At 50.9% G+C, this 24,959-nt stretch carries 22 protein-coding genes; 9 read left to right on the forward strand and 13 right to left on the reverse strand.

What is annotated here, in order from left to right:
• Positions 1-270 precede the first annotated feature (270 nt).
• The 8 genes from mnmD to HHO50_RS06415 all read right to left on the reverse strand — a co-directional run bounded on the left by mnmD (position 271) and on the right by HHO50_RS06415 (position 9,093).
• Positions 271-945, reverse strand: a complete 675-nt coding sequence (gene mnmD, locus HHO50_RS06380) for a tRNA (5-methylaminomethyl-2-thiouridine)(34)-methyltransferase MnmD (RefSeq protein ID WP_181305154.1) — start codon at positions 943-945, stop codon at positions 271-273.
• 558 nt (positions 946-1,503) lie between these two features.
• Positions 1,504-2,058, reverse strand: coding sequence for a hypothetical protein (locus tag HHO50_RS06385; RefSeq protein ID WP_181305155.1), 555 nt, complete (start codon positions 2,056-2,058; stop codon positions 1,504-1,506).
• A 384-nt stretch (positions 2,059-2,442) separates the two neighbouring features.
• Entirely contained in the window at positions 2,443-3,408 is a 966-nt protein-coding gene (locus tag HHO50_RS06390) for a YihY/virulence factor BrkB family protein (protein WP_181305156.1), read from the reverse strand.
• A gap of 420 nt (positions 3,409-3,828) precedes the next feature.
• Entirely contained in the window at positions 3,829-5,265 is a 1,437-nt protein-coding gene (locus HHO50_RS06395; RefSeq protein WP_255478618.1) for a DUF4403 family protein, read from the reverse strand.
• A 78-nt stretch (positions 5,266-5,343) separates the two neighbouring features.
• Positions 5,344-5,673, reverse strand: coding sequence for a thioredoxin family protein (locus HHO50_RS06400; protein WP_181305158.1), 330 nt, complete (start codon positions 5,671-5,673; stop codon positions 5,344-5,346).
• Between the two features lie 84 nt (positions 5,674-5,757).
• Positions 5,758-6,486 carry a DUF3891 family protein gene (locus HHO50_RS06405; RefSeq protein ID WP_181305159.1) on the reverse strand — a complete coding sequence of 243 codons (729 nt, stop codon included), beginning with the start codon at positions 6,484-6,486 and terminating at the stop codon, positions 5,758-5,760.
• A gap of 455 nt (positions 6,487-6,941) precedes the next feature.
• On the reverse strand, positions 6,942-7,943 hold the full coding sequence (locus HHO50_RS06410; RefSeq protein ID WP_181305160.1) for a hypothetical protein: 1,002 nt from the start codon (positions 7,941-7,943) through the stop codon (positions 6,942-6,944).
• Between the two features lie 187 nt (positions 7,944-8,130).
• A complete protein-coding gene (locus tag HHO50_RS06415; protein ID WP_181305161.1) occupies positions 8,131-9,093 on the reverse strand; it encodes an NAD-dependent epimerase/dehydratase family protein in 963 nt (320 codons plus the stop codon).
• Between the two features lie 210 nt (positions 9,094-9,303).
• On the opposite strand from HHO50_RS06415, the gene kbl reads away from it, so the two are divergent.
• The 3 genes from kbl (at position 9,304) to HHO50_RS06430 (ending at position 12,708) form a co-directional block, all read left to right on the forward strand.
• Positions 9,304-10,497: a glycine C-acetyltransferase gene (kbl, locus tag HHO50_RS06420; RefSeq protein WP_181305162.1), complete on the forward strand. Its 1,194-nt coding sequence runs from the start codon at positions 9,304-9,306 to the stop codon at positions 10,495-10,497.
• Positions 10,498-10,840: 343 nt separating this feature from the next.
• A complete protein-coding gene (locus HHO50_RS06425) occupies positions 10,841-11,254 on the forward strand; it encodes a hypothetical protein (protein WP_181305163.1) in 414 nt (137 codons plus the stop codon).
• 545 nt (positions 11,255-11,799) lie between these two features.
• On the forward strand, positions 11,800-12,708 hold the full coding sequence (locus tag HHO50_RS06430; protein WP_181305164.1) for an NYN domain-containing protein: 909 nt from the start codon (positions 11,800-11,802) through the stop codon (positions 12,706-12,708).
• Between the two features lie 932 nt (positions 12,709-13,640).
• Here the strand turns inward: HHO50_RS06430 and HHO50_RS06435 are convergent.
• Together HHO50_RS06435 and HHO50_RS06440 are read right to left on the reverse strand one after the other, a co-directional pair.
• A complete protein-coding gene (locus HHO50_RS06435) occupies positions 13,641-14,963 on the reverse strand; it encodes an erythromycin esterase family protein (protein WP_181305165.1) in 1,323 nt (440 codons plus the stop codon).
• A gap of 243 nt (positions 14,964-15,206) precedes the next feature.
• The gene (locus HHO50_RS06440) at positions 15,207-15,887 is read right to left on the reverse strand and encodes a PolC-type DNA polymerase III (RefSeq protein WP_181305166.1); all 681 of its coding nucleotides are present in this window, start codon (positions 15,885-15,887) and stop codon (positions 15,207-15,209) included.
• A 138-nt stretch (positions 15,888-16,025) separates the two neighbouring features.
• Here HHO50_RS06440 and HHO50_RS06445 point away from each other — a divergent pair, with 138 nt between their 5' ends.
• Positions 16,026-17,471: an NAD(P)/FAD-dependent oxidoreductase gene (locus HHO50_RS06445; protein ID WP_181305167.1), complete on the forward strand. Its 1,446-nt coding sequence runs from the start codon at positions 16,026-16,028 to the stop codon at positions 17,469-17,471.
• Positions 17,472-17,725: 254 nt separating this feature from the next.
• Here the strand turns inward: HHO50_RS06445 and HHO50_RS06450 are convergent, their stop codons facing one another.
• Complete coding sequence (locus tag HHO50_RS06450; RefSeq protein WP_181305168.1) at positions 17,726-18,649, reverse strand: serine hydrolase; 924 nt, start codon at positions 18,647-18,649, stop codon at positions 17,726-17,728.
• A gap of 109 nt (positions 18,650-18,758) precedes the next feature.
• Here HHO50_RS06450 and HHO50_RS06455 point away from each other — a divergent pair, with 109 nt between their 5' ends.
• Positions 18,759-18,920: a hypothetical protein gene (locus tag HHO50_RS06455; protein ID WP_181305169.1), complete on the forward strand. Its 162-nt coding sequence runs from the start codon at positions 18,759-18,761 to the stop codon at positions 18,918-18,920.
• A gap of 357 nt (positions 18,921-19,277) precedes the next feature.
• Here HHO50_RS06455 and cdaA read toward each other — a convergent pair whose 3' ends face one another.
• Positions 19,278-20,108 (reverse strand): diadenylate cyclase CdaA, encoded by an 831-nt coding sequence (gene cdaA, locus HHO50_RS06460; protein WP_181305170.1) that lies wholly within the window; start codon positions 20,106-20,108, stop codon positions 19,278-19,280.
• Positions 20,105-20,983 (reverse strand): dihydropteroate synthase, encoded by an 879-nt coding sequence (gene folP / locus HHO50_RS06465; RefSeq protein WP_181305171.1) that lies wholly within the window; start codon positions 20,981-20,983, stop codon positions 20,105-20,107. Before folP ends, cdaA begins: the two co-directional genes overlap by 4 nt.
• Before the next feature lie 24 nt (positions 20,984-21,007).
• On the opposite strand from folP, the gene HHO50_RS06470 reads away from it, so the two are divergent.
• The 4 genes from HHO50_RS06470 to HHO50_RS06485 all read left to right on the forward strand — a co-directional run bounded on the left by HHO50_RS06470 (position 21,008) and on the right by HHO50_RS06485 (position 24,384).
• Complete coding sequence (locus tag HHO50_RS06470; RefSeq protein ID WP_181305172.1) at positions 21,008-21,577, forward strand: DUF1599 domain-containing protein; 570 nt, start codon at positions 21,008-21,010, stop codon at positions 21,575-21,577.
• Positions 21,558-22,673, forward strand: coding sequence for a BT_3928 family protein (locus tag HHO50_RS06475; protein WP_181305173.1), 1,116 nt, complete (start codon positions 21,558-21,560; stop codon positions 22,671-22,673). Before HHO50_RS06470 ends, HHO50_RS06475 begins: the two co-directional genes overlap by 20 nt.
• Before the next feature lie 466 nt (positions 22,674-23,139).
• The gene (locus HHO50_RS06480) at positions 23,140-23,688 is read left to right on the forward strand and encodes a shikimate kinase (protein ID WP_181305174.1); all 549 of its coding nucleotides are present in this window, start codon (positions 23,140-23,142) and stop codon (positions 23,686-23,688) included.
• An 84-nt stretch (positions 23,689-23,772) separates the two neighbouring features.
• Positions 23,773-24,384, forward strand: coding sequence for a sterol desaturase family protein (locus HHO50_RS06485; protein ID WP_181305175.1), 612 nt, complete (start codon positions 23,773-23,775; stop codon positions 24,382-24,384).
• Positions 24,385-24,959 lie beyond the last annotated feature (575 nt).

Genomic DNA, 24,959 nt, shown 5'->3' on the forward strand with positions numbered 1-24,959 from the left:
GGCTACGCAGGCGGCCCTCCGATGGGGAAGGCGCAGGAGGCGGGTTGCTGCTTGTTCTGCTGCAATGCCCTCATCGTCCTGCAGACGGGTAGAAGTCAAGCGGTAGAAGAATGGCTTATAAGAATATTCCCCTCCTGAAGGCTTATCTTGTAGGGAAACTTTTGCTGATGCCGCTGTTCGGGCCTAACCTGCCTGCTTCCAGAGTTCCACCCCGAAAGAGCGGGGATGGTGTTTTGGGCCTGTTTTGCGGAAAACACCCTTAAAAAGCCGTTACAGAGATTTAACCCCGCGCGTCATTTCCCTTTTGCCCGGAGGGCCTGGCAACGCTTCTACGGTAAAGCCAGCGGCTTTCAGGCTTCTTTTGAAGCTGCCCTTGGCGCAATACGTGACCAGGGTGCCGCCGGGTGCCAGGCTGTCGTGCATTTTCTGGAAGATGGCATCTGTCCACAAGTGCGGCTGTTTTTCGGGGGCGAAGGCATCAAAATAGATGAGGTCATAGCTTTCCGGGGCCGGGGAGAAGGTTTCCAGATCGGTTTCCAGTTTGCGGAGGAGGAAGTGGGGGGTAATGGGTACGGGTTGCTCCCAAGGGGCGGCGTGCAGCGGCTTAAAGAAGTCCAGCAACTCTGGGTTGAGAATGAATCTGTCAAACTGCAGCTGCGCCACCACCTCCGGCGTGAGCGGATATTTCTCCAGGGTATCATAGTGGACGGTCGCCCCCGAAACCAAGGTGTGTTGCAAGGTGAGCAGGGCGTTAAGGCCGGTTCCAAAGCCAACTTCCAGCAAGCGAACGGCAGGCTGGCGTTCCAGCGTCGCTTCCAGCCCCATTTTGATAAACACGTGCAAAGATTCCTGCAACGCACCGTGTACCGAGTGGTAATGCTCATTCAGTTCGGGGACGAAAAGCGTGGTAGAACCGTCTCTGGTTTGTCTTACTTCAAGATTCATGGACGGAAATATAGTTAAGAATTAAGAATTAGGAATGGGGAGCGTGTGTTTTGGCCTCTTTCTTCAGAAAACGGGCTTAAAACGGGGCCAGACCTAAAAAGATAGCTAGCCTAAATCTTGAGGGGACACTGCTGGCAGCGGCCAGGATCAGATTATTCGTTTTAGCCCCATTTCCCTGAAAACAGGGCTAAAACAGAAAAACGCCCTCTGTAGAAAGACGCTTTATGAAGATTGTAATTAAAGACGGTTGGGAAAGAAGTTGCGCAATCCCGCCGGTGGTTCCCGGCGAGTCTGGAGTCTCGCTTCATCCCAAGTCACGAGATTGGAGTCTTGCGCCAGTTGGTTCTAAACCTATGAGGCCTTGGTTCGCGTTTTGGGTCTGCTTCCAAGATGCCGCAATACCGCCTGCTCCAAAGACCTCGTAGTGTGCGCCGCTCCTGCGAGTGTCTGGCGCCAAGGCCGTTTTCGGCCCGTTTTCCATAAACCAGCCTCAAAACGCATTAGCAAAACTACGGAGAGACCACTTTCTAGGAAGGCCAATTCCCAATTACTAATTATTCAGTCAATGTAGCCTTCATACTGGATGCTGCTCACTTTGCCTTTAGACAGGTGGAACCTGAGCCAGGAGGTGCGTTCCCAGTCGCAGACCTCAATCACGTTTTTCTGCTCTTTGATGAACAGCTTGTAGTCCAGTAATTTCTGCAGTAACTCCTGGCGGGAGCACCCTACCTTGATGCCGTTCCGCAAGGCCAGGTTGGGGCTTTTGATGTCGGCGTAGGAGAGCAGGAAGCGTTTGGTGTACATGGGGTAGTACAGCTCTACGGTGCTGGAATCAAAGTTGAGCTGGAAAAGGGTGTCAATGTACCGGGCTTTGTGCTGGTTGGTGACGGTGTCTTTCAGTACCTGGAGCTTGGTGCGGATCTGGGCCGCATAGTGCTGCAAAACCGGCTCTTCTACCGGCAAGAAAGGGTTGTTGATGAACGCCGCCGCCTTCATTACCTCGGGGTTTTCCTGAGATACCAGCTGCAGGCGTTCATAAAAGGCCTCCATGCGGGCAAGATTGTTGAAGTTAGGCGCGTAGGAGTTCTTGGGAGCAGTAGATTTGGGCTTCACCCCGGCTCTTGCTACCCGCGGACTGTCTGGTTCCTGATTTCCTTGGCAGGCGCCATGTACCCCCAGGGGGAGCCAACATAAGATCACTAACAGCCGCCACATACCCGTAATAGAAAATAAAAGAGAAATAGTAAGGAAGGTGTTCTGTATACGGAGAAACCCTCTGCAAAGCTACGTACAAGCCCTGCATTTCTGGTATATTTTTAAGACCCCTATCCTGCGGGATACCCCTACATGTTGAAGCCTGATTTCTCTGCTGCGCACGGGCGTTGCCCGAAAAGGAAAGCAGAACCCAACCGCTGCTTGAAAGCGGCACAGCAACGGAAGCAAACCCGCCGGAGGGGCCGTTTTGGGGTTGTTTTTGGTAAAACAACCCCAAAACGGCTATTTTCTGAAACGGCCTTCAGCGGGCGGGCGGCCAGCCATTTGGGCGTCTGTTGATTCTTCATGGGGCAATTCCCGTATCTCAATCCTGACGGAGTTATGGTTGGGCTTGACGGGTTGCCCGTAGGTGTCGGCGTATTCCTGGGTTATTTCGGCCCCGAAGAAAATGATGAGCGAAGAATAGTACACCCACGAAAGCAGAATGACCATGGAACCCGCCGCGCCGTAAGAACTGCTGAAATCACTTTGGCCCAGGTACCAGCCAATGAGGTATTTTCCCAGCAAGAAGAGGAAAGCCGTCACTAAAGCTCCCACCCACACATCGCGCCAGCGGATGATTGCATCTGGCAGGTATTTGAAAATCAGGGCAAAAAGGAGTGAAATAAAGCCCATGGACACGATGACATCCAGCAGGTAGATGAACACGATGGCTATATCAGGAAGTAGCCGCTGGAGGTAGTCTGTGAGGACGCCAATGACGGCACTTACCACTAAACTCACCAGCAGCAGAAACGCAATGCTGAGAATCATCCCGAAAGACAGAATCCGATCCATGACCAGTTTAAGGATGCCGTTCTTGGGCTTGGTCTGTAGGTTCCAAACATTGTTCAAGGACTCCTGCAGGGTCACAAAGATGGTGGTGCCGGCAAAAAACAGGGTGCCTAGCCCTATCCAGGTGGCAAGTGGGTTAGGGCCTTCCAGGTGCAATTTGGTAATCATGGTCTGGATCTCGGCGGCCGCTTCAGACCCTACCAAGCCTTTGATTTGGGCGTACAACTGTCCACTCACAGCTTCCTCCCCAAAGAAATAGCCCGCTGAGCGTATCACAATAAACAAGAGCGGCGGCAGCGAGAAAATAGTATTATAGGAGAGCGCCGCCGCCAGCCGCAGGGAGTTGTTCTTCATGAACTCCGATGCGGAATTCGTGATAAGCGCAAAAATGCCTTTTATAGTATATTTCGCCATTCGCGTTGAATCAGATAATAGATGTATTGAAACTACGGGAGAAACTCGCAATTGTTAACGGCACACCGCTTTTGAGCAGATGGGGAGATGGAATGATTGAGAGAATGAGAGAAGAAAGAACTTCAAGTATGTCTGGCAGAAGTAGAGGCATCATTTTGGAGCTGTTTTGCGGGAAACAGGCTTGAAACGGCATCGGCGCAGACACTCGTAGGAGCTGCGGGAGCAGGCGGCATTGCGGAAGGAGGCCCAAAACGCGAAAGCCTGTGAGGTCTCCAAGACCTCACAGGTTTAGAGCCTACTGGCGCCAGACTCTAGTCTCGGGACTTGGGAGGAAGCGAGTCTCCAGACTTGCCGGGAACCACAGTTTTGCGTAAGGCAACCCAATTCCTAACTCTCCCATTCTCCCAATCCTGCCATCTCTCACTGAAAAGAAAGCGTGAGTTGCCCCGAGGCCAGGAAACGCGTTTGTACGCCGGTGGGGGTCACATACAAAGTATCTGGGTCAAGGGTGAAGTTGGTGCCGCGCAAAAGAAACCGTTCCTGCAGTTTGTTTTCTTTGAGGCCGGTTTGTAGGGCTTCGCGCAGAGCGGTTAGGTGGCTTTTAACCGGAACCGTCATCTGCTTTTCCAGTTCTGTTCTGAAGCGGTTTTGGAGAAGCCACTGGGCCGTGTTAATCAGTTGGTCGCGGGTTTGCAGGGTGTATTCCAGGTTTTGCACCTTTATGCTTTGGGTGGCGGCCTCATAGAAAGGCGTGGCCTGCAACAACACTTTCCCGCTGAATTTCTTTTTGAGGAAAGCCGCTTTGGTCTGGCCGCTTACGTCCAGGGCCAGGAGCAGCTTGGTGCCTTTCCCGCTGATGGTAATGTCATGAATGGTAAGTTGGTGCTTGCCTCCCTCAAAGCTGAAGTCCTGGCCTTTGAGTTCTTTCTGCAGCACCTGCGTGAGATAGGAATAGGAAATATCGCTGGCAATGTTGAGTTGCGCCACCGGCGGAAGGGTGCGCGTAGGCGTGTAATTCGGCAGAGCCGCTGGTTTGGCTTGGGTTGGCTTTTGGCCCGAGAGCACTTTGATATAAGCGTCAATCCCTACTTGCAGGCTCAGTTGATTCTGCTGAAGCTCCAGTGGGGTAAGCCGAACGGCCTGCGGTTCAATGGAAAGCCAGGTATTGTATTGTTCATTGAGCTGCAGCGGTTCCTGCAGTTGTTCCCAGGCCAGGCTTAAGTAAGTTGGCAACGGAATGCGCTTTTGTAGTTCCTGGTCTAATAGCAGGAACATGGGAGCGAGTTGGGCTTTCAGCTTAGATTCTATAAAAGGGGCCAGATTCAGGTTCAAAGGGCCTAACGAGAGAGTGGGCTTCCGGTTTCCCCAGGCGAAATCTCCGTTGGTGTAGCTTTTTAAGGTATAATTGGGTTGGAGTTGCAGGCGGCTCTCGGTGCGGACGGTCACCTCAAATTCTGTTTCCTCGGTCTTCTGAATTCTTTTGCACAGTTCGCAGGCGTTCCATTGCCAGCGGCCTTTGGCCCAGATTCTGAGCGGAACCTCCATGGATAATTTGCTGAACTCGGCCTTTAATTTTAGAGGGCCTGCTTTGGTGACTTTGACCATGAGGTCATCGTCCTGCAGGTTGTCGTCCTGGTAAATGACGCCGGTTAGCTCCTGGTTCAGAATTCCCTCCAACGCAGTGACCGGAATAGAGATAGGCAAAGTAATGGTGGAAAGCTGGGGTTCTGGTAGCGGCTGGGCAGCCACCGTAACCTCCGGCTCCGTGGCCTTGAGGGTCGTGGACTTCTGGCAACCAGTGGGGAGGCACAGGCAAAACAGGACAGAAACGTAAAAAAGAAGAGAGTGCCCTCGCATGCTGTGGTTAGATTGGTGGCTCTTGCAGAAGCAGAAAGCAAATTTAAGCCCGTTTTATGAAAATAGTGCTAAAACAGGCTACTCTTTGGCCATGAGAAGTTGATCCAGAAACTCGCGCACGTCTTCTTCTGAAGACAGCAAGGCGCAGGCGCGCAGGGTGGCTTTGTAATAAATGGCGAAGAAGGGCGTGCCGGTCAGTTTCACCTCCTTGCTGGACACCGGGTTCTCGGCGGCATCCATCTGCAGGAAGGTAATGCCTTGGTACATGGGGTTCTCTGAGAATCGCTTGAACGAGGGAGCCAGCGCTTTGCAGATGAGGCAGTCTTCGTCTATGAATTTGACAATTACGCGCTCTTTGGCAAAAATGATGGAGCGAAGTTCAGTGTCAGAGGAGGTCTGGATGGCCATTGGTAAAAAGAATGTTCTGCTATAAAATAACGGGGAATACTGCCGTAGGTTAAAAAAGAACACGCTTTAAAGCAGAAAGAGTGGTTACTCTTTCTGCAGCAGCCATTCTTTTCTGGTAATGGGCGCCTGTTCTAATGCCGAAGACAATTCCTGGTCTGAGGAGAACTGCAGTTGGGTAAGGCAGCGGGCCTCTACGCTCAAGGCCACCTGTTTTTCCTGAAAGGGCCACGGCGAAACCCGCACCGTTCCGGTTTTCAGTTGGGTTGCCTCGTACCGTATCTGGTCTGGCCCGTTGCTTATCTCCAGCGCGCGCTCCATCTCGGGCAACTCATTGCGGCAGAGAATAAGCGAAAAGCGGTCGCACCACTGCATGAAGTCATACGCATACTGGGCCTGGGCTTTCTTGATTTTCAGGCCGTGCCGCCACTTTTTCTGCGAGGCGAGTTGTTCGTCCAGGAAATCGTCCCACAGTTTTTTCTGGCCGCGCAGTTCCTCGTACAGAAAAGAAAGGTGCATGCTGGTGAGCAAACTGCGCCACCGGCCTTGGAACCTAGCTTCCTGCATGACCTGTTGCGCCTGTTCCAGGCAGAAAGGCAGTTGGGTGAAATTAGCGGGTGCCCCGGCGGGCGTGAGGGCGTAACGGCCCGTGAGGTCTCGCTGGCCGTCATCATGCTGCGCAATGGCGGCCAGGGTTTGCAGGAAGTGGAGCGGCCTTTTTTCTGTCTGCCACGCAAAACCAATCTCCGCTGCCAGTAAAGCGTGCGCCTGCTGGTAAATAATCTCCCAGCCTTTCTCGTGTGGGTTTACAATCATCGCTTCTTTCTGCCGTGGGTGGTCATCTGCTAGAGAACAGAAAGGTGTACGGCTGCCGCCGAAGAGTGGCGTTCTGTTTAGACGCTGTTTTCTGAAAAAGAAGCTAAAAACCAAATGTACTGAACAGAATTTTGCCGCGAGCAAGAGCCATAAGAAAATTGGTTTATGCAGTTGTTCAATATAAGTACGCGGACAAAATTAGTTTGACCTACTTTTCTTGTTGTCCTCCTGGAAGGATCTTGGTGGCGAACGGCAATAGCGCTCCATCAAAGCTATTCTAGTTCGCCCACAAGACCCTGCCAGGAGGACAAATAGTATAAAGTAATGCTGTCTCCGTACTTAGAAGACAGTACATAAGTAAAAGCTAAGGTATAGAATGGGGCACCATATTTGATGGTTTGAGTATATTCAGATAATGTTGAAACTGGAATGAGCTGACTTCTGAAGAAATATATCTAAAATAAAGTTGGATGATGGACTTTTATGACTTTTAAATACTTTAAAGAATTATATATGACAACTTTGAGCAAATGCACTCTGTTAATCAATGAATACTTATTGATGAGAGTGAATTTGAAAGCTTTAAAAGCAAATTTATAGCCGTTTGAGAAGTTGTTTGAGTTAAAGGAGATGGTTGATTTGAATAGATATTGTAAATAATTAGTGAGTTTTCTAGTAATCTCAAGTTTGGTGTTAAATTGAAGGACAGAAAGTTGTAAGCCTATCTTAGATGCTAACCCACTAAGAGGTAAAGCTTTACTAGGCCAATAGTGCAGAATATAAGTATCGCTTGGGTGCACTTTAGTAACGGTTTGAAGTACCAAAGCAAAAGCAAGTTGCTCACTGACGTGGAAAGAGGTTGCTTTGAAAATTTCTTCAGTTAACCGGTAAACATCAGGAATGTACCTTGCTATCTCACTGGACATGCCTAGTACGCCAGCATTCCATGAGACATTGCGTTTGTCAAAACAGTAGGAGTCATCTCCAATCTGGAAGCTTTTGCCCTCCAACCATTTCATGAAATCAGCATTCTGCTTAGGGGTGGCATAGGGATACCCTTCCTGAAAGGTGAAATCCATTAAATGCATGAAACTGGTGCCCGGCATGATCCCTTGTACCAAAGGGGAAGGGTCAGCAATAAAAAAGGTATCTGAATCAAGAAACAATAAGTTGTCATTTGGGTAAGCGGTAAAGCTGTCTTCAATGACTGCAATTTTCCTGAAGAACTTAAATTGATTACCCTGCAACATATCCTCCCATCTTTCGGGAGTGATCAAATGATACCTAACTTCAATACCTTCAAAGTAAGGCTCAAAATGAGATGTGTTATCAGTGTAAAGCAGGAATCTGATATCTTCCTTTTTGCCACTGTACCAAGACCAAAAGCTTAGAATACAGAGTGCTGTTCTGCTGTGCTCCTTCTCGTCACCATAAGATAATAAAGTTATGTTTGTCATCGGTTTTACTAAGGTGAGCTAGAGATTGACTTGGGAGTAAAGGCTTATATAAATTCCTGTGTTTATCAGATGGTTGTAAAGATTCCTGCAGGAGGAATGAAGATAAAGAGCTTGCCGATATGGGTAGTCAATAAGTTCACGGAAGAATCTATCATAGGCTTAAACTCTTCCCTTGGTTAGGGTAGTATCAATTATTTATCCGCTTCAAGTGCAGCAGCATGTCATCGGTCATGGTGTGCAGGTCGTATTGCGGGTTCCAGCCCCAATCCTGTCGGGCCGCCAGGTCATTGATGCTCTGCGGCCACGAATCTGCTATCTGCTGCCGTGAATCTGGGGCATACGTGATGGTGAAAGCTGGGTAATGGCGCTGAATGCTGGCGGCAATCTCCTGGGGCGTAAAGCTCATGGCGGCCAGGTTGTAAGACGACCGCACCTTCACTTGCTCAATAGGGGCGTGCATCAAATCCAGCGTGGCTTTGAGGGCGTCTGGCATGTACATCATGGGCAGGCGGGTGTGCTCGCTCAGGAAGCATTTGTAAGTGCCGGTAGCCAGCGCCTGGTGATAAATATCCACGGCATAGTCAGTGGTGCCGCCGCCGGGCAGGGCCTTGTAGCCAATAAGGCCTGGGTAGCGGAGGCTGCGCACGTCTAAGCCATATTTCTGGAAGTAGTACTCGCACCACCGCTCACCGGCCTGCTTGCTGATGCCGTACACGGTATTAGGATCCATGATGGTGTCCTGCGGCGTATTCTCGCGGGGTGTGTTCGGGCCGAAAACCGCGATGGAAGACGGCCAGTACACTTTCTCCACCTTCTGCTCCAGGGCGAAGTCCAGCACGTTAAACAAACCGTCCATGTTCAGGCGCCAGGCAAACTTGGGGTTCTTCTCGCCGGTGGCAGAGAGGATGGCGGCCAAATGGTAAATCTGCTTGAATTTGTAGCGCGACGCCAGTTCGGTGAGGTGCTGCGGGGTGAGTACGTCCACAATCTCAAAAGGCCCGCTTTCGCGCAGGTCGGCTTGCTTGGGGTACTGGATATCAGCGGCCACCACGTTGGCATCGCCGTACATCTTTCTTAATTCAAGGGTGAGTTCAGAGCCCAACTGTCCGCAGGCGCCTATCACTAGAATGGCATTTTTTTGTTTTGTCATGCAGGTGCTGAATGAAAAAACAAATGTACGTTATTCAACTGGCTCCAAAAAATAGGGGGGAGTGCTGGGGTTTTGTATCTTTGAAAGTAAAATACGCGGCCCGGCCTGAAAGACTTAGTAGTTTCCATGCCTTTCCGTTTTTAGGGTGTTTTGGGCAAAAGAAGCCAGAAACCGCGTAAGTCTACGTAGAGTCCACTTTATCTATCTGATATGTACGAAACCTTAAAACCAGATTTAGAACAGCAGTTAGCCGACATCAAAGCCAACGGCTTATATAAAAGCGAGCGCATCATCACCACGCCGCAGCACGCCGAGATCATGACCCAGCAAACCGGCGAAGTCCTGAACTTCTGCGCGAACAACTATCTGGGCCTTTCCTCGCACCCGGCAGTACTTGAGGCGGCCAAACGCACCCTGGACACCCACGGCTACGGCATGAGTTCGGTGCGGTTTATCTGCGGAACCCAGGACATCCACAAACAACTGGAGCAGAAACTGGCCGAGTTCCTGGGCACCGAGGACACCATTCTGTACGCGGCGGCCTTTGACGCCAACGGCGGCGTGTTTGAGCCCCTGTTTGACGAGCAGTCCGCCATTATCTCAGACGCTTTGAATCATGCTTCCATTATTGACGGCATCCGGTTGTGCAAGGCGCAGCGCTACCGTTACGAGCACAACAACATGGCCGATCTGGAAGCCAAATTGCAGGAAGCCCAAGGCGCCAAGCACCGCATCATTGTCACCGATGGATCTTTCTCCATGGACGGCACCATCGCGCAACTGGACAAAATCTGTGATTTAGCTGATCAGTACAAAGCTCTGGTGTTGGTAGATGAGTCGCACTCCAGCGGTTTCATTGGCAAAACCGGCCGCGGCACGCACGAGTACCACAACGTGATGGGCCGGGTAGATATTATCACGGGTACCTTGGGCAAAGCCTTGGGCGGCGCAATGGGGGGCTTCACCACCGGCCGCAAAGAGATCATTGACATGCTGCGCCAGCGCTCGCGCCCGTACCTGTTCTCTAACTCGCTGGCCCCGGCTATTGTGGGTGGTTCTTTGGCCGTTCTGGAGCTGCTTAGCTCTACCACTGAACTACGCGACCGCCTGGAGTGGAATACCAAATACTTCCGGGAGAAGATGACCGCCGCCGGGTTTGACATCCGTCCGGGAGTACACCCCATTGTGCCAGTCATGCTGTATGAAGCCACTTTAGCGCAGGAGTTTGCGGCCAGAATGCTGGAGAAAGGCATCTATGTGATTGGGTTCTACTATCCGGTGGTAGCCAAAGGGGCCGCCCGCATCCGGGTACAGCTTTCCGCCGACCATACCCAGCAGCACCTGGATCAAGCCATCCAAGCTTTTACCGAAGTAGGCCGAGAATTGGGCGTTTTAAAAGGATAATTCCTAGAGGCTAAGTGCCGGAAGTAAAGCGAAATGGAGGCTCGTCAATGGTCAATTGGCGGCCTCTTTTGCTTTAGATAGATCAGTTTCCAGAAGTCTTAATAAAATAAGAGCCTGAGGATACTAAAATAACTAAACTGTTAGTTGTTAAACTAAGTAGATAGTTGAAATGGGAGGGAAATCGTAATCTACTGTTCCATAATGGGAAATATGAGGTTAGTTTTCCACAAAATATCTGTGCTGCGTTTTCGTGAATCACAGAATCAGATAAAATAATTATATTTTATTGAGCACATCTTACTTCTTATTCACTTAATATAGGGTATGTATGAAAATTAAAAGCTTGATAAAGATAATTGTTCCGGTGTTGCTGTTGTTTTTTACTTTAGGGGTTGGGGCAAGCACAGCGCAAAAAAGTATTCTGCCGCTGTTGTTTCTGAACAGGCAACCGGTGAATATAAGCCAGAGCTATTCAGTAGAAGAGCTGAAAACCGGCGTGGTGCTCAACCCAATTGTTGGCTTAAACATAGCTGCTATCTACCAGGTGCGGGAAAACAGGCCTGTCAGAGCATTAAGAATCAAAGACAAGGCAGACCTGGAAAACTTTGAACTGTATGCCTGGGGCATGGGAAAAGACCCCTCCGGCAGAACTCTTTCCTCTGCCCCGCCGCAAATTGGCCTTCAGCCGGGAGACCGTTTCGCCTTTGACGCCACCTGGCAGGGCCAACAGATGTCTTTTATGCTAAAAGTAAAATAAACGGCCTTAAAACCAGCAGAATTCTTGCCCAGCGGGCTGAAAGAAACTTCTTGTTTTTAGCTTCTTTTTCTAAAAATAAACCTAAAACGTCCTTAGAGCGGGTACTAGACCAGGCTTTGAGGACGTTTACATTATGTAGAAATTAGGTTGTCAGCAAAGCAATCATTCCCTACTTTTGCCCGATATTCCTTTGAAAAAGATGTTCTTTGCTTTCAGGGGAAACAAAAAAGCACTGTCTGTAGTATCAGGGAGTGCCCATGCCCCAAGTGGTTGACCACTGCCTGGGCAGAAGAAGATCAAAGTGGAGAGTAGTCCCCAAACAAGATAAATGAAGGTGTTTTTTAGATATAGCAGCTATACTTCCCAAAGGTTCTATACAGCATTCAATAGAGAGTTATTCCCTGCTTCCTCCCCAAAAATCCCATCTCTTTTTATCGCTTTCTCCCGTTTATTTCCCCTGCATATATAAGTGAAAGATACATTCAGAAAAGATACAGACAGATTAAATAACAAAAGATGAGAACAGTTAAAAAAACAAAAACAACATGCAGGATAAACTAGTGAGAATTGGCGTCTTCTATGATGGTAATTATTTCCTGCAGGTCAGCAATTATTACGCCTACGGTCACCAGCGCAAGCGCAGGATCAGCATTTCTGGCCTCCATGAATTTATTAGAGAGCAGGTAGCCGAAGAAGAAGGCGTAGATGCCCGTTTCTGTAGAATTGTAGATGCCCACTATTTCAGGGGCCGTCTCAATGCCTATGAAGCCAGCCAGCGCGGCGACACCCTGTACTGGGATCGCGTGTTTGACGATATTCTGATGTCTGAGGGCGTGACTACCCATTACCTGCCGGTGCGGACTACGCCGGAAGGATATAAGCAGGAACGCGGGATAGACGTCTGGTTAGCCCTGGAGGCTTTTGAGCAAGCCTTCTACAAGCGGTTTGATGTGCTGGTGCTGATCTCTTCAGACGGAGATTACGTGCCGATGGTGCGCAAAGTGAACACCCTGGGAACGCGCGTGATGGCCTTGACCTGGGAATTTGAGTACACCACAGACAACGGCCAGCGCATGACCACGCGCCCGTCACAAGACCTGTTGGCCGAAGTAACCTACCCCATGGCCATGCACGGCATTATTGACCAGCGCATAGCCCGCAATGATACCGCCATTCAGCGGTTGTTTGTACAGCCAGACCACAAGCGAAGCACGGTGGTGCAGGAAGAGCGTTATGATGAAGAGGCAGTGGTAGAAGGACACGGCGAAGGTGAAATCATGAGCCTGAAAAACGGGTACGGTTTCATTAAATTCCCGCCCAACAACCTGTTCTTCCACTTCACCAACGTGTTGGACACCGACTTCAATGAACTGCGCGTGGGAGACCGCGTGGAGTTTGAGATTGAGAAAGACGATGAAGGCAATGATGTGGCCAAAAGCGTGAAACTCCTGTAACAGCCCGACTACCTGTTGCCGCAGAATTTCAAGGAAGCAGCCTGACTCACTGCTCCCGCAGAACTCCTTCAATAGCCTGACTACCTATTGCCGGGGAACGCTTGAAAGCCAGAAAGTACAACTGAAACAGAAAAAGGGGAGCCGGACAGGCTCCCCTTTTTTATTGGAAACTGGTTGGTTCCGTGGACGGGTGATGGGTTTGAAAAGTAATCCCCAATTACCCCAAGAGTCTTTTTCGAATTGCAGAGAAAGGGGGTTGTCTTGCGGTATGAATTTTCCGTGCCCTTCCGTGTCATTGTTGGTATTATCACCATAGCCGTCAGGCTAAGGGAGGCCCCCCCCCATTTTTGCAATACCTTAAAGGCTTCTACCATACCCAAAACCATCTTGCTTGTTGGTGAAAACACGCAACAAGGGCGGACGGTAAAGTTTTTGTATAGGTAGACTCTTGGTATTATCCCCTTAGAGCTTGAACCTGTTTAGTATTTTTCATTAACCGGCATTTAGCGCCGTTTCTCTGCGGCAAGTGCTCGCTGGTGCCGTCGTTTTTAGGCTATTTTCATGAAAACAGCCTAAAAACAAGTGGTTTATCTGTGCATTATTGCATACATCCGCTGGCACCCCGTTTATAGGCTTCTTTTATGAAAACAGGCCAAAAACTCTAAACAGCTTCCTTGTTTAAATTTCAGGTTTGCCGGCGAAAATGGCCAGAGAAAGGTTCTGCGGAAGCGTTTTTTGAGCCGCGTAGCAGCGCTACGGTGCGAGAAAAAGGCGAACGCAGGTTCTTTTTATGGCCGTTTGTAGCGCAAAAATGAAATTTAAACATGCTCTAAGCCTGACGGCTATGGTGAGAACACCAACATCGGCGAAAAAAACGGCCAAAAGACATTTTAGGGTAATTTGGTATAAGTAAGCCGTTCACTCTGCATGTCTTACAGCGGAGACAAAGCCGTAGTTTGGTCTATGAACAGGAAGGCATCATACCTGCGGGGCAAAATAGTGGGTACGTAGTTTCCTCTTTCAGCAGCGGGGTTGTAGGTAACCCCAATGGCCCTGTGGCCCCGGCTCTGCATTGCTTCCGGAATATCCTGTAGTTCGCGCATCAGCAGCAGTTTGTTTTCTGGGCTGTACCGGTGCAGCATGTCTTCCCAGCTGTTGGTCATGGCGGCCGGCACATTCATGACCCTTGTGGCTTCGGCTTCGCCCCATGCATTAGCCGCAATCACCTGGCCTTGGTAAGACCCGAAGCCCACCAGATACACCCCTTTCTGGGCGTGCTGCTCCCGCAGCAGTTGGCCAATGTTCACCATTCCGGCGGTAGCCATATCGGTGTAGCGGGCATCGCCCACGTGGGTGTTATGGGCCCAGACAATGATTTTAGCGCCATTGCCGCGGTGCGCCACCAGACGGTTCACCGTTTCCTGCATGTGCCTGTCCCGCACGTTCCAGGAACCAGCGCTGCTCCTGATCATTTGGTAATAATAACGCTCAGCGTTTACGGCCACCAACGCGTTTTGCTCAGCATGGAAAGCGGCTTCATTGTTGGCGGGTTGCCTGGCTCTGTGGGCTTGAACGGCCTCCAGCAAGGTTTGGAGTTGCGCCGCGCACGATGTTCCTCCCGCGGTGGCTTGGGCGTATTGTTGCTCGTCCCGGTTATATGGGGCCAGGCAGGATTGGGCATTACGTACTAACTGCGCAATGGCCGGGTCTGCCTGTTCCATGTAAGCCCGTATTTCATCCAGTGATTCCCACAGACTATACACATCCATGCCATAAAAGCCTACTTTCTGGTTCTGCGGCAAGGCTTGGTTGTGTTGCCGAAGCCACTCAGAGAAATTGGCTACTTCCCGGTTCGCCCACATCCAGGTAGGCCACCGCTGGAAAGACTGTACCGCTTGCTGGGCGGTTGCGCTACCCTGCCCCTGAATGTACTGGGTTAAAGAGTAGGCAGCGGGCCAGTCTCCTTCCACCGCAATCAGGCTAAAGCCTTTCTCCTGGATGAGCCTTCGGGTAAGATCGGCACGCCAGGTGTAGAACTCAGACGTTCCGTGTGAGGCTTCGCCCATCAGCACGTATTGGCTGTTGCCGATTTCATTCACCAGCAGATCCAGATCGCCGGTGTTCACCAATGGGTATACCCCCTTGGTGAGGAAACCTGTTTCCTGTCTTGCTTGATCTAAGGTGTCGTCATTAGACGAGCAGGAGTATAGCCAGCCGCTTAATACCAGCACCCAGATAAATCTTATCTTTCCCATTTTCTTCTCCGTCTTTAAACATGCTCTTAGCTGATCTGATGATGTTCTGTGAAGGAAATAGTCCTAAATGAGCATACTTGTTTCCGTTCCCAGATTAACCTTTAACGGCTGAAGAAAAGCTTTGTATTCTGAATTTGTACGGGTTTTAGGGGTAGAAATACCAAAAGTGCTTTAAACCAGCAGAGCCGATGAGCTGGGTATTATTTCATTACGGGCAAGAAGGCGCGTCTTTGGGCATGGGGCTCACTCCTCAGAGACAAGGGAAGAAACTTCCTGCGCCGAGGCCCCGGGCGAAGGCAACAGTTCCGCCAGCGGCGGAAGCCAGTAAGGGGGGCCGTACTTGGGGTTCAAGACCAGTTTGTTCCGCATGTCGTCCAGCGGACTTTCTTCGTGCAGCCGGTGGAGCAGGTGCCAGGTGGCCGTGGCATCGGGCAACGCGCGGTGCCATCTGGTAAGCGGAATACCATAGGCTTTGCACATATCCGGCAAATTGCGCGGAGACGGCCGCCGCAACCGGCACACCGACAACGTATCAATGAACGGATGCTGCACCGGGCCCAATTTAAGCCGGCGGTAAGTGCTGTACAGAAAGCCCAGATCAAACGGGGCATTATGCGCCACCACGGTACTGTCACCAATAAACTCTTTCAGAATGCTGAACGCGGTGCGTTCTTCCATGGCGTTGACCAGGTCTTCGGGCGTGATGCCGGTAATCTGGGTAATCTTTTGGGGTAACTCTCCTTTCAGCTTCACCAGCGTATGAAACCGCCCGGTAATTTGCCCATGTGTGCTTTTCACGGCCGCAATCTCAATCACCCGGCCTTTGCCGCCGCTTACGCCGGTTGTTTCAAAGTCAAGGGCCGTCACATTGCTAAGAATGGGCGTGAGGTGCGGGAAAAGCGGGAGAAAAGGAGCATCGGGCATGGAAAATTTGAGTAGCTTGTAGCCCGTATACGCAAGAACCGCAATCTGTTTTAGGGCCGTTTTGCGAAAAACGGCCCTAAAACAGATTCTAAGCGGCGTGGTTATAGGAATTATTCAGGACACTTAACAGGAGCAAGCGTGGGTACTACTCAATATGATGCGGTGGTGGTGGGTTCAGGGCCCAACGGATTGTCGGCGGCCATTGTGTTGCAGCAGGCGGGGCTGGAGGTATTATTGATAGAGGGCAAAGACCAGTTGGGCGGCGGCTTGCGCTCGCAGGAACTGACCTTGCCCGGTTTTGTGCATGATGTGTGCTCGGCCATCCATCCGCTGGCGGCGGGCTCGCCTTTTTTCAAGACGCTTCCGCTGCAGGAGCACGGGCTGGAGTTCGTGTACCCGCAAGTGTCGGCGGCGCACCCGTTTGACAACGGCCGGGCGGCGGCGTTGACCATGTCGTTGAGAGAAACCGCGCAGGCCCTGGGGGCCGATGAACAAGCGTACCTGAACCTCATGCAACCGCTGGTGAAAAGCTGGCCGAAACTTGCGACGGATGTGCTGGGCCCTTTGCGCATTCCCAAGCATCCCATTGACATGGCCGCGTTTGGGCTGAATGCGTTGACTTCGGCTACGTTTCTGGCCAATCGGTTCAAAACGCCGGAGGCCCGGGGTTTGTGGGCCGGTATGGCGGCGCATTCCATTCAGCCCTTGTCAAATCTCACCACCTCGGCCATAGGCCTGGTCTTGATGGCGGTGGGACATTTGCAGGGTTGGCCGGTACCCAAGGGCGGTTCCCAGCAGATTGCGAACGCGCTGGTTTCTTATTTCACCAGCCTGGGCGGGAAGATTGAAACGGGCCGGTACGTGACTTCGCTCGCGCAACTGCCTTCCCATAAGGCCCTGCTGTTAGATGTCACACCCAGGCAACTGTTGGAGATGGCTGGTGAGAAACTGTCGCCTTTCTACCGAAGCCAATTACAGCGTTACCGCTACGGCATGGGCGTCTTTAAAATTGACTGGGCGCTGGACGGGCCTATTCCGTTTACCGCGCCAGAATGCCGCCAGGCCGGAACCATCCATTTGGGGAATACACTGGAGGAGATCGCCGCTTCTGAACGGGCATCTGCGGGCGGAGGGCATCCTGAGAAACCGTTTGTGCTTTTGGCCCAGCAAAGCCTCTTTGACCCCACCCGCGCCCCGGCCGGAAAACACACCGCCTGGGCGTACTGCCACGTACCCAACGGCTCTACGGTAGACATGACCAATGCCATTGAACGCCAGGTAGAGCGTTTCGCGCCCGGTTTCAGGGATTTGATTCTAAAACGGCACACCCTAAACACGGCGCAGATGCAGGCCCACAACCCCAATTACATAGGCGGCGACATCAACGGTGGCATTATTGATCTAAGGCAGTTGTACACCCGTCCGGTGGTGACCTTGTCGCCTTACCAGACCTCGGCCGAGGGGATTTACATCTGTTCCTCATCTACGCCCCCGGGCGGAGGGGTACACGGCATGTGCGGTTTCCACGCGGCCCGGCGGGCTCTGAAAGATGTGTTCCATTTATCGGCCCCCACGTTAACGTAAATTAACCACAGGAATAGGGGGGAAGCCGAGTTGGACGGTCTTACTATCTCATGAAGGGAAAAAGCCCACCCGAAACACTTAGTGCGGAAGGTGGGCTTTATTCTTTAGTAGTTATGGAAAAGGAAGTAACAAACACACTCGCCAGAGGCGAGCGAGTGAAATCATTTCTTTTCTAGGGTTAGCAATTCTTTTAAACGCCGTTTCAGGGCTGTTTTTCCAAAACCAGGCCCGAAACGAGCGTTGCTGATTTACCTCTAATATTTCTCCATGCCTTGGGCAGGCTGCCAGTCTGATTTGGGTTCAAAGTGGTTCCACAGCGTTTTGGAAACGGCCCTGATGAGCGCATACCCCGCGTTGTTGTATTCCCAGCTTTCGTCTTTCTGGTTTTTGGTGATGATGCAGAACACGTAATCACCGTGCGGCGCGTTCACCAACACCACCTCAGAACGGGATTGGTTCACCGCCCCTTGCTTGGAGGCCGTGTGCACGTACGGCGGAATTTGGGAGAGGGCCACGTCGTCTACGTAAATGCGGCCCAGGTTGCGGTACATGCGCTCACTGGCCGAAGGGCTAACCGCCCGGCCTTCCCTGATCATGGTCACCAACGTCGCCATCTCGCGGGGCGTGGTCTGGCCCCAGCCGTACTTCACCCAATTAGGGCGGCGGCCCGGCGTGCGGGAATTCATCTTGGTGTGTTGAAAACCGTTCTTCTCCAGCCAGGCATTAATGGCCGTGCCGGTACCAGCCAGGTGCTGGAGCCAAAGGCTGGCGGTATTGTCTGAAGTGGTGATGCTGAGCATCTGTATTTTGCCCAAAGCCACCGTGGAACTGTCCTTGAAATTACCCACAATGTCTTCGCCGGCATAATACAAAGAGTCGCGGTAGCGGAGAATGGTTTTGGGGTTGATTTCGCCTTTCTCTATCTTGTCAAACATAGCCACCATGATAGGCACCTTAATCATGCTGGCGGTGGGGAAGAGCGTGTCGGCATTGAGGGCCACCGTTTTTCCGGTTTTCAAATGCCGCACATAGATGCCCACGTCCCCCTGAAAGTCTTTGGTGAGTGCCTGTAGTTTCTGGGTGAGTTTGGCGTCTGTCTTCTCCTTTTCAGCGGTTTGGCCGAAGGAAGGAAAACTGAGCAGCAGGAGCGTGCAAGCAAACAGGGAAATAAAGCGCATATAGACCAAGATCAGATTAACGCCCAAAAGATACATATTTTCTGAATGTGTAGCATCAGTAGCACGAATAGGATAAGGCTACTGCTGTTTTTAGCCTGTTTTTTGTAAAATGGGCCCAAAACGCACTGGCTGGCTTATAGAAGCATTGTTGTGCGTAGAGTTAGCGGAGCGCTCTACGCACCATTTGAAAGCCAATCTCCTGATTGGCGAGAAGGGCAAGTTAATTGGCACAGACGCCCGCAGATCCTCCAGACGCTACGAGGCCTTTTGAGTAAACGGTATGGTGACGGCAAGCCTTACTGTAAACTCCCCTCCTGATTCAGGAGGGGTGCCCGGAGGGCGGGGTGGTGGAAAGCGTTGAAGATCAGCAAGGCGTGGTTTCGCTGCCTTACAGCGAGGCTAGTCAGAGACTACCCACCATGCGTGGGCACGAGTCAGAGACTTGCGCCAGCTAAAAAAATAAAATCGGCTGAAAGGAAAATGGCGAGGGGAGTGCAAGTGTAAGTTTGGAATGAAGCGAAAGGAAGAACAGTGTGTGTTCGATCAGGGAATCGCTTAAAATCACCCATTCACTCTCTCACCCATTCACTCTCTCATCCATTCAATCTCTCAGTCCCTCAAATAGACCTTAAGCCGCGGCTACTTTCTCCACCACCTTCGGTTCAATGTCAAACAGGAAGTGGTTGAGTTTGGAGCGGAGGTCGGCGGCGGAGAGGTTGCGGTAGACTTCGCCATTACGCACGAGAGCAATCTGGCCGGTTTCTTCGGAGACGACCAGCACCACGCTGTCGGTGACTTCAGAGAGGCCGATGGCGGCGCGGTGGCGCAGCCCCATGGAGGCGGGCACGTCATTGCTTTCGGTCACGGGTAAGATACAGCGGGCGGCTTTGATGCGGTTTCCCTGGATGATCACGGCTCCGTCATGCAGCGGACTGTTCTTGTTGAAGATGGAGATAAGCAGACGTTTGCTCACGATGGCATCAATGGCATCGCCGGACTCGGCAAAGTACCGCAGTTCAGAACTACGGGCGAAGACAATCAACGCACCGGTGTTTTTGCCGGCCAGTGATTTGGCGGCTTCAATAAAAGGGGTGATGGAGAGTTTGTCAACGTTCTCGGTGCGGCGCCACGGAAATCCTTTGAACAGGCGCTCATTGTTGAAGGCGGTGGTTTTCCCAATCATGAGCAGGAAACGCCTGATTTCGGGCTGGAATACGATAATGGCCGCTAAAACGCCCACGCCCATGAACTGCCCCAGAATGATGGTGAGCAGTTCCATGCCGGCGGCTTTCACCACCAGGTACAGCAGGTAAATAGAGAGCAGACCTAAGAAGATCTTGAGGGCCACGCTTCCGGTCAGGAGTTTGTAGAGCTGGTACAAGAGTACCGTCACCAGCAGGACATCAATAATATCCAGCCATTCTATCTCTAAAAACCCTATGGAAAACAATGGAATCACGCCGTCAACATCTTTTTTACAATCTCAATAGTATGTACCGCCTCTTTCACGTCATGCACCCGCAGAATGTCTGCCCCGTTCAGTAACGCCAGCGTATTAGCAACAATTGTGCCCGTAAGGGCGTCTTCTGGGCCTACGTGTAGTGGTTTGTAGGTCATGGATTTTCGGGAAAGCCCAATTAGAAGAGGTAACTCAAAAGCCTCCAGCTCTTTAAGCCGACGCAACAGCTGGTAGTTCTGATCCACATTTTTTGCGAAGCCAAACCCAGGGTCTAGCAAAATGTCCTTCACGCCGGCCGCTCTCAGCAACGCCACGCGCTCGGCAAAGAAGGAGAAGACCTCTTCCAGTAACCCGCGCTCATACTGGTTCTGGGAGGCCATGTTCTGCGGGGTGCCACGCATGTGCATGAGCAGGTAGGGAACGCCCAGCCTGCCCGCCGTGTCAAACATGGCCTCGTCTAACGTGCCGCCCGAAACGTCATTGATGAGGTGTGCCCCGTGCCGTACTGCCTCTTCCGCCACCCGGGCCCTGAAGGTGTCAATGGACAAAAGCGCCTCAGGAAATGCGTTGGCGAGTGCCTCTATAATAGGTACTACGCGATTTAGCTCTTCCTGTTCCGTAACCTCGGGGGCACCCGGGCGCGTAGAATAACCACCTATGTCCAGGAACGTGGCCCCTTCTCTGAGCATCTTCTCTGCCTGTTGCAGCGCCTGGTCTACCCCGGTGAGGCGGCTGTTGGCGTAGAAAGAATCTGGGGTAACGTTAAGAATGCCCATGACCGTGGGGTGCTGCAACAAGACCAGTCTGCCACGGCAGTTAAGGGTGGTTTTTTTGCAAAAAAGTGTATCTTTCGCGGTCAAATCGCCTATGTTCATTTCCTTAAAAGTAAAACGAAAAACTTGATTCACCAAACCGCCCAGGAGTACAACCGCGTGATAGAAGCGTGCCAGCGCCTGTTTTTGCAGAAAACCCAGGACTACGGCACCGCCTGGCGAATCCTTCGCCTGCCTTCCCTCACCGACCAGATTTTTATCAAGGCCCAGCGCATCAGATCCATCCAGGAGAAAGGCACCCAGAAGATACAGGATGACATTGCGTCTGAGTTTGTGGCCATCGTGAACTACTGCGTGATTGCTTTGATGCAGGAACAACTCTTGGCGCAGGGCGAGGCCGAGCAGGCCTTGCCGGTGGAGCAGGTAAGAAAGCTGTACGAAGAGGAAATCAGGAAAACGCAGGCCTTGCAGGAAGACAAAAACCATGACTATGGCGAAGCCTGGCGCAGCATGCGGGTAGAGTCCATGACTGATTTGATTCTGATGAAAATATACCGTACCAAACAGATTGAAGACAATGCCGGCCATACGCTGGTGTCTGAGGGCGTGGAAGCCAATTACCGTGACATGCTCAACTACGCCGTTTTCTGCCTGATTAAACTAAATTATCCAAACCATGGCACTCCGGCTGTTTAGTAGATTCGCGTGGATAGTGGTGGGCGCGTTGTTCATCTTTTCGGGCCTGATCAAGTTGAATGATCCGGTGGGCACCGCTATCAAACTGGAGGAGTACTTTGAGGTGTTCTCTGCAGATTTCTCTACGGTGTTCCTTTCGTTCAAGCCGTTTGCGCTGTACCTGTCCATCTTTCTGAGTACCCTGGAAGTGGTGCTGGGCGTGGCCTTGCTGGTGCGCTGGAAACTGAACACCGTGCTGTGGCTGCTTCTCTTCCTGATTCTGTTTTTCACCTCCTTAACGTTTTACTCGGCGTACTTCAACAAAGTGACGGATTGCGGCTGTTTCGGTGATGCCATTAAACTCACGCCGTGGCAGTCGTTCACCAAAGATGTGATTTTGCTGGTGCTTATTCTGGTGCTGCTGTTCACCCAGCGCCATTTGGTGTCTTTGGGGCAGATGAACCGGGGCGTGGCCGGTGCCATGGTAGTGGTGGCTTTGCTCTTTTCGGTGGGTATAAGCGTGTACGCCTACCAACACGAGCCGTTCCTGGACTTTAGGGCTTACCGCGTAGGCGCGAATATTCCCAAACTTATGAAACCATCGGCTCCGCTGAAGTACCAATACATCATGGAGAAAGGCGGCGAAGAGGTCACGTTTGAGAGCTATCCTACAGACACTACTTATAAGTTCAAGAAGATGGTGCCGCTCAACCCCGAGGATGGCCCCAAGATCACGGACTTCAACATCTGGAACGACCAGGGCGATTTCACGAAGGAAATGTTCCAGGGCAACCGCCTGCTGATTCTGGTAAAAGACGTGAAAAAGGCAGACCATGAGAGCTTTCGGGAAATCAACGCCCTTTTAGCCGGATTAGAGAAAAACCCAAACCCCAAAGTAGTGCCCGTGGTGATCACCTCCAGCAGCAGCCAGGAGTTTGACGTGTTTCGGCACGAAGTCAACCTCTCGGCTCCTTACTACTTCGCCGATGCCACCGTGCTTAAAACCATGATCCGCTCCAACCCGGGTTTGCTCTTGTTCAGGAACGGTGTTGTGGTAGGCAAGTGGCATTACAACGACATTCCTGAGTTGCAGGAAGTGCAGGCGTTGGTGAAATGAGTGAAGGATTTTGATGAGTGATTGAGAGGTTGAATGAATGAGAGAATAAGTTTTAAAATAAGCAATTAGGAGAATTAAGGAGGAAGTAATTATCCTCTGGCAATGATGCAGTCCCGTTCACTTTCTCTGCGCTATCTCCTTTCGGTTCTCGCTTCAAGAATGCTTGGGATCATTTTCTTAACTCCTCCATTTATAAATAAATGTCCCAAATTGATTTAAACCATTTCCCTCTTTGTCATCTTGGAAAGATCTTGTGGGCGAACGGCAGCAGCGCTTATTTTAATGCCTTTCCAGTTCGTCCACAAGCTCCTTTCAGGATGACAAAATAATTGAAAGTATTCTGTGCCCACACTTACCATTGTTCCCATGCCTACCATGTTTCCTGTTTCAAGGCCGATTTCTAAAAAATAGGCCGAAAATCATACCCACCTATCATTCAACCTCCCATTTACTTATTCAATCTCTTATGTCTTCCGTTCAAAGCAGCGCCGCGTCTAAGATCTTCCTCGTAGGGATGCCGGGATGCGGGAAATCGACGGTGGGGAAAGTGCTGGCCGGTCAACTGAACTACCAGTTCCTGGACTTGGATACCCTTATTGAGGAGCAGGAAGGCATGAGCGTTCCGGAGGTATTTAAGCAGCGGGGGCAGGCTTATTTTAGAGCGGCCGAAGCGAAGGCCTTGCGCCTGGCGGCGGAGAGAACCGGGAACGTGGTGCTGGCCACGGGCGGCGGGGCTCCTTGCTTCGGCGGGAACATGGATTTTATGGTTTCCCACGGGATACCGGTGTATCTGAAGCTTTCTCCGCAGGATTTGGTTTCAAGGTTATCTACACATGATTTGCAGTTGCGGCCGCTGTTGCAAGACAAAAGCCCAGCCGAACTGCAGGGGTATCTCGCTGGTACTCTGGCTGAGCGCGAAAGGTTCTATCTGAGAGCTCCCTGGGTTTTACCCGCCGGGGAGGGAGCTGCGCAAGCCGTGGCCCAGTCCATTGCCAGGCTTTTATTCCCGCGCTGATGTTTGTTTCAAGGTGTGTCTAGATAATTTTGATTATTTTTGCACGTTTCACAGCAAGAAACGTTTCATCTAATTTTACCTACTATGAAACCGAATCATAAAGGATCTGCGACTCTTTTCAAGAATCCGGTGCTGGAGCGTCTTACCCACACGCATATTGCCATTCCTATTACCATCTTTTTAGTGATTGCCGCCGGTTTGCTCGTGTACGGCTTCGCGTACGGCTTTCTGGACGTGCTTTCGGCGGTTGGGCTGTTTATGGCAGGTTGGCTCATCTTCTCTCTGGTGGAATACCTGGCGCACCGGTACATCTTCCACATGGCGCCCACCAATGAGTTCAAGAAGAACATCCAGTACACGTTCCACGGAAATCACCATGACTACCCTAAAGACAAAACCAGGTTGGCCATGCCGCCCATTGTGAGTCTGTTTATCGCCTCTTTTTTCTTTTTCGTGTTTAAACTGATTTTCGGGTCTATGGTGTTCGGCTTGGTGGCCGGGTTCCTGTTTGGGTACGCGCTGTATCTGTTCGTGCACTACGCGGTACATGCCTACGCCCCGCCTAAGAACTTCCTGAAACAGCTCTGGATTCATCACAGCATTCACCACTACAAAGACCCGGAACGGGCGTATGGCGTTTCTTCCCCGCTCTGGGATTGGATCATGGGTACCATGCCCCAGAAAAGCAGAAAGTAACCTTTTATGAATGATTTTTAGAAAAGAGGCTCTAAGGCCTCTTTTTTTGTGTCCTGCTTTTTAGTTCTTCCCTTCTATTCTACCTTATCAGTTTTAATGAACTAGTCATGCAGCCTTAGTCTGCCAAAGGCTTGTTTGCCGGGCTAAGGGTGCTTGCTTTTGGTGAATGTGCTGCTAGGGATATTTATATAATATGTTTTTGAAGTATGATTTTGGTATTCTAGGTAGAAAACATATTGTATTATTAAAAGTTGTAAAAAAATACTGTATAATGTTTTAAACAAAAATTATAATATAATAAACAAAATGAAAAAAAATTTCACAGAACCTGATGATTATGGCTCAAACATAGGCTAATTGATTCAACCCGGTAATTTCCGCTTTCATCGGGTGATTGCCGGGGCTTGTCGTGGAATTAATACAATTCATGGAGTGTAAGTACATAAATTGTTTAAGTTTTATAACTATTCTTATTGAGTATGTGGTTTATTGATTAGAAGTGCAATGCGTTTGTGTATTGAATTGGACAGGCTTACCTACCTACCTTTGTCTCAGTAGTAAATATAATATTGATA

Source organism: Rufibacter sp. XAAS-G3-1, from assembly GCF_013623775.1.
Classification (GTDB): Bacteria; Bacteroidota; Bacteroidia; order Cytophagales; family Hymenobacteraceae; genus Nibribacter.

Bases quoted from the DNA above. Each gene is read 5' to 3' on its own strand.
- folP (WP_181305171.1), bottom strand. From the start codon at position 20,983: ATGAACATAGGCGATTTGACCGCGAAAGATACACTTTTTTGCAAAAAA.
- HHO50_RS06400 (WP_181305158.1), bottom strand. From the start codon at position 5,673: ATGGCCATCCAGACCTCCTCTGACACTGAACTTCGCTCCATCATTTTT.
- HHO50_RS06450 (WP_181305168.1), bottom strand. From the start codon at position 18,649: ATGCGCTTTATTTCCCTGTTTGCTTGCACGCTCCTGCTGCTCAGTTTT.
- HHO50_RS06415 (WP_181305161.1), bottom strand. From the start codon at position 9,093: ATGACAAAACAAAAAAATGCCATTCTAGTGATAGGCGCCTGCGGACAG.
- HHO50_RS06475 (WP_181305173.1), top strand. From the start codon at position 21,558: ATGGCACTCCGGCTGTTTAGTAGATTCGCGTGGATAGTGGTGGGCGCG.
- kbl (WP_181305162.1), top strand. From the start codon at position 9,304: ATGTACGAAACCTTAAAACCAGATTTAGAACAGCAGTTAGCCGACATC.
- HHO50_RS06480 (WP_181305174.1), top strand. From the start codon at position 23,140: ATGTCTTCCGTTCAAAGCAGCGCCGCGTCTAAGATCTTCCTCGTAGGG.
- HHO50_RS06485 (WP_181305175.1), top strand. From the start codon at position 23,773: ATGAAACCGAATCATAAAGGATCTGCGACTCTTTTCAAGAATCCGGTG.
- HHO50_RS06395 (WP_255478618.1), bottom strand. From the start codon at position 5,265: ATGCGAGGGCACTCTCTTCTTTTTTACGTTTCTGTCCTGTTTTGCCTG.
- HHO50_RS06435 (WP_181305165.1), bottom strand. From the start codon at position 14,963: ATGGGAAAGATAAGATTTATCTGGGTGCTGGTATTAAGCGGCTGGCTA.
- HHO50_RS06410 (WP_181305160.1), bottom strand. From the start codon at position 7,943: ATGACAAACATAACTTTATTATCTTATGGTGACGAGAAGGAGCACAGC.
- HHO50_RS06430 (WP_181305164.1), top strand. From the start codon at position 11,800: ATGCAGGATAAACTAGTGAGAATTGGCGTCTTCTATGATGGTAATTAT.
- mnmD (WP_181305154.1), bottom strand. From the start codon at position 945: ATGAATCTTGAAGTAAGACAAACCAGAGACGGTTCTACCACGCTTTTC.
- HHO50_RS06455 (WP_181305169.1), top strand. From the start codon at position 18,759: ATGGGCCCAAAACGCACTGGCTGGCTTATAGAAGCATTGTTGTGCGTA.
- HHO50_RS06390 (WP_181305156.1), bottom strand. From the start codon at position 3,408: ATGGCGAAATATACTATAAAAGGCATTTTTGCGCTTATCACGAATTCC.
- HHO50_RS06440 (WP_181305166.1), bottom strand. From the start codon at position 15,887: ATGCCCGATGCTCCTTTTCTCCCGCTTTTCCCGCACCTCACGCCCATT.
- HHO50_RS06405 (WP_181305159.1), bottom strand. From the start codon at position 6,486: ATGATTGTAAACCCACACGAGAAAGGCTGGGAGATTATTTACCAGCAG.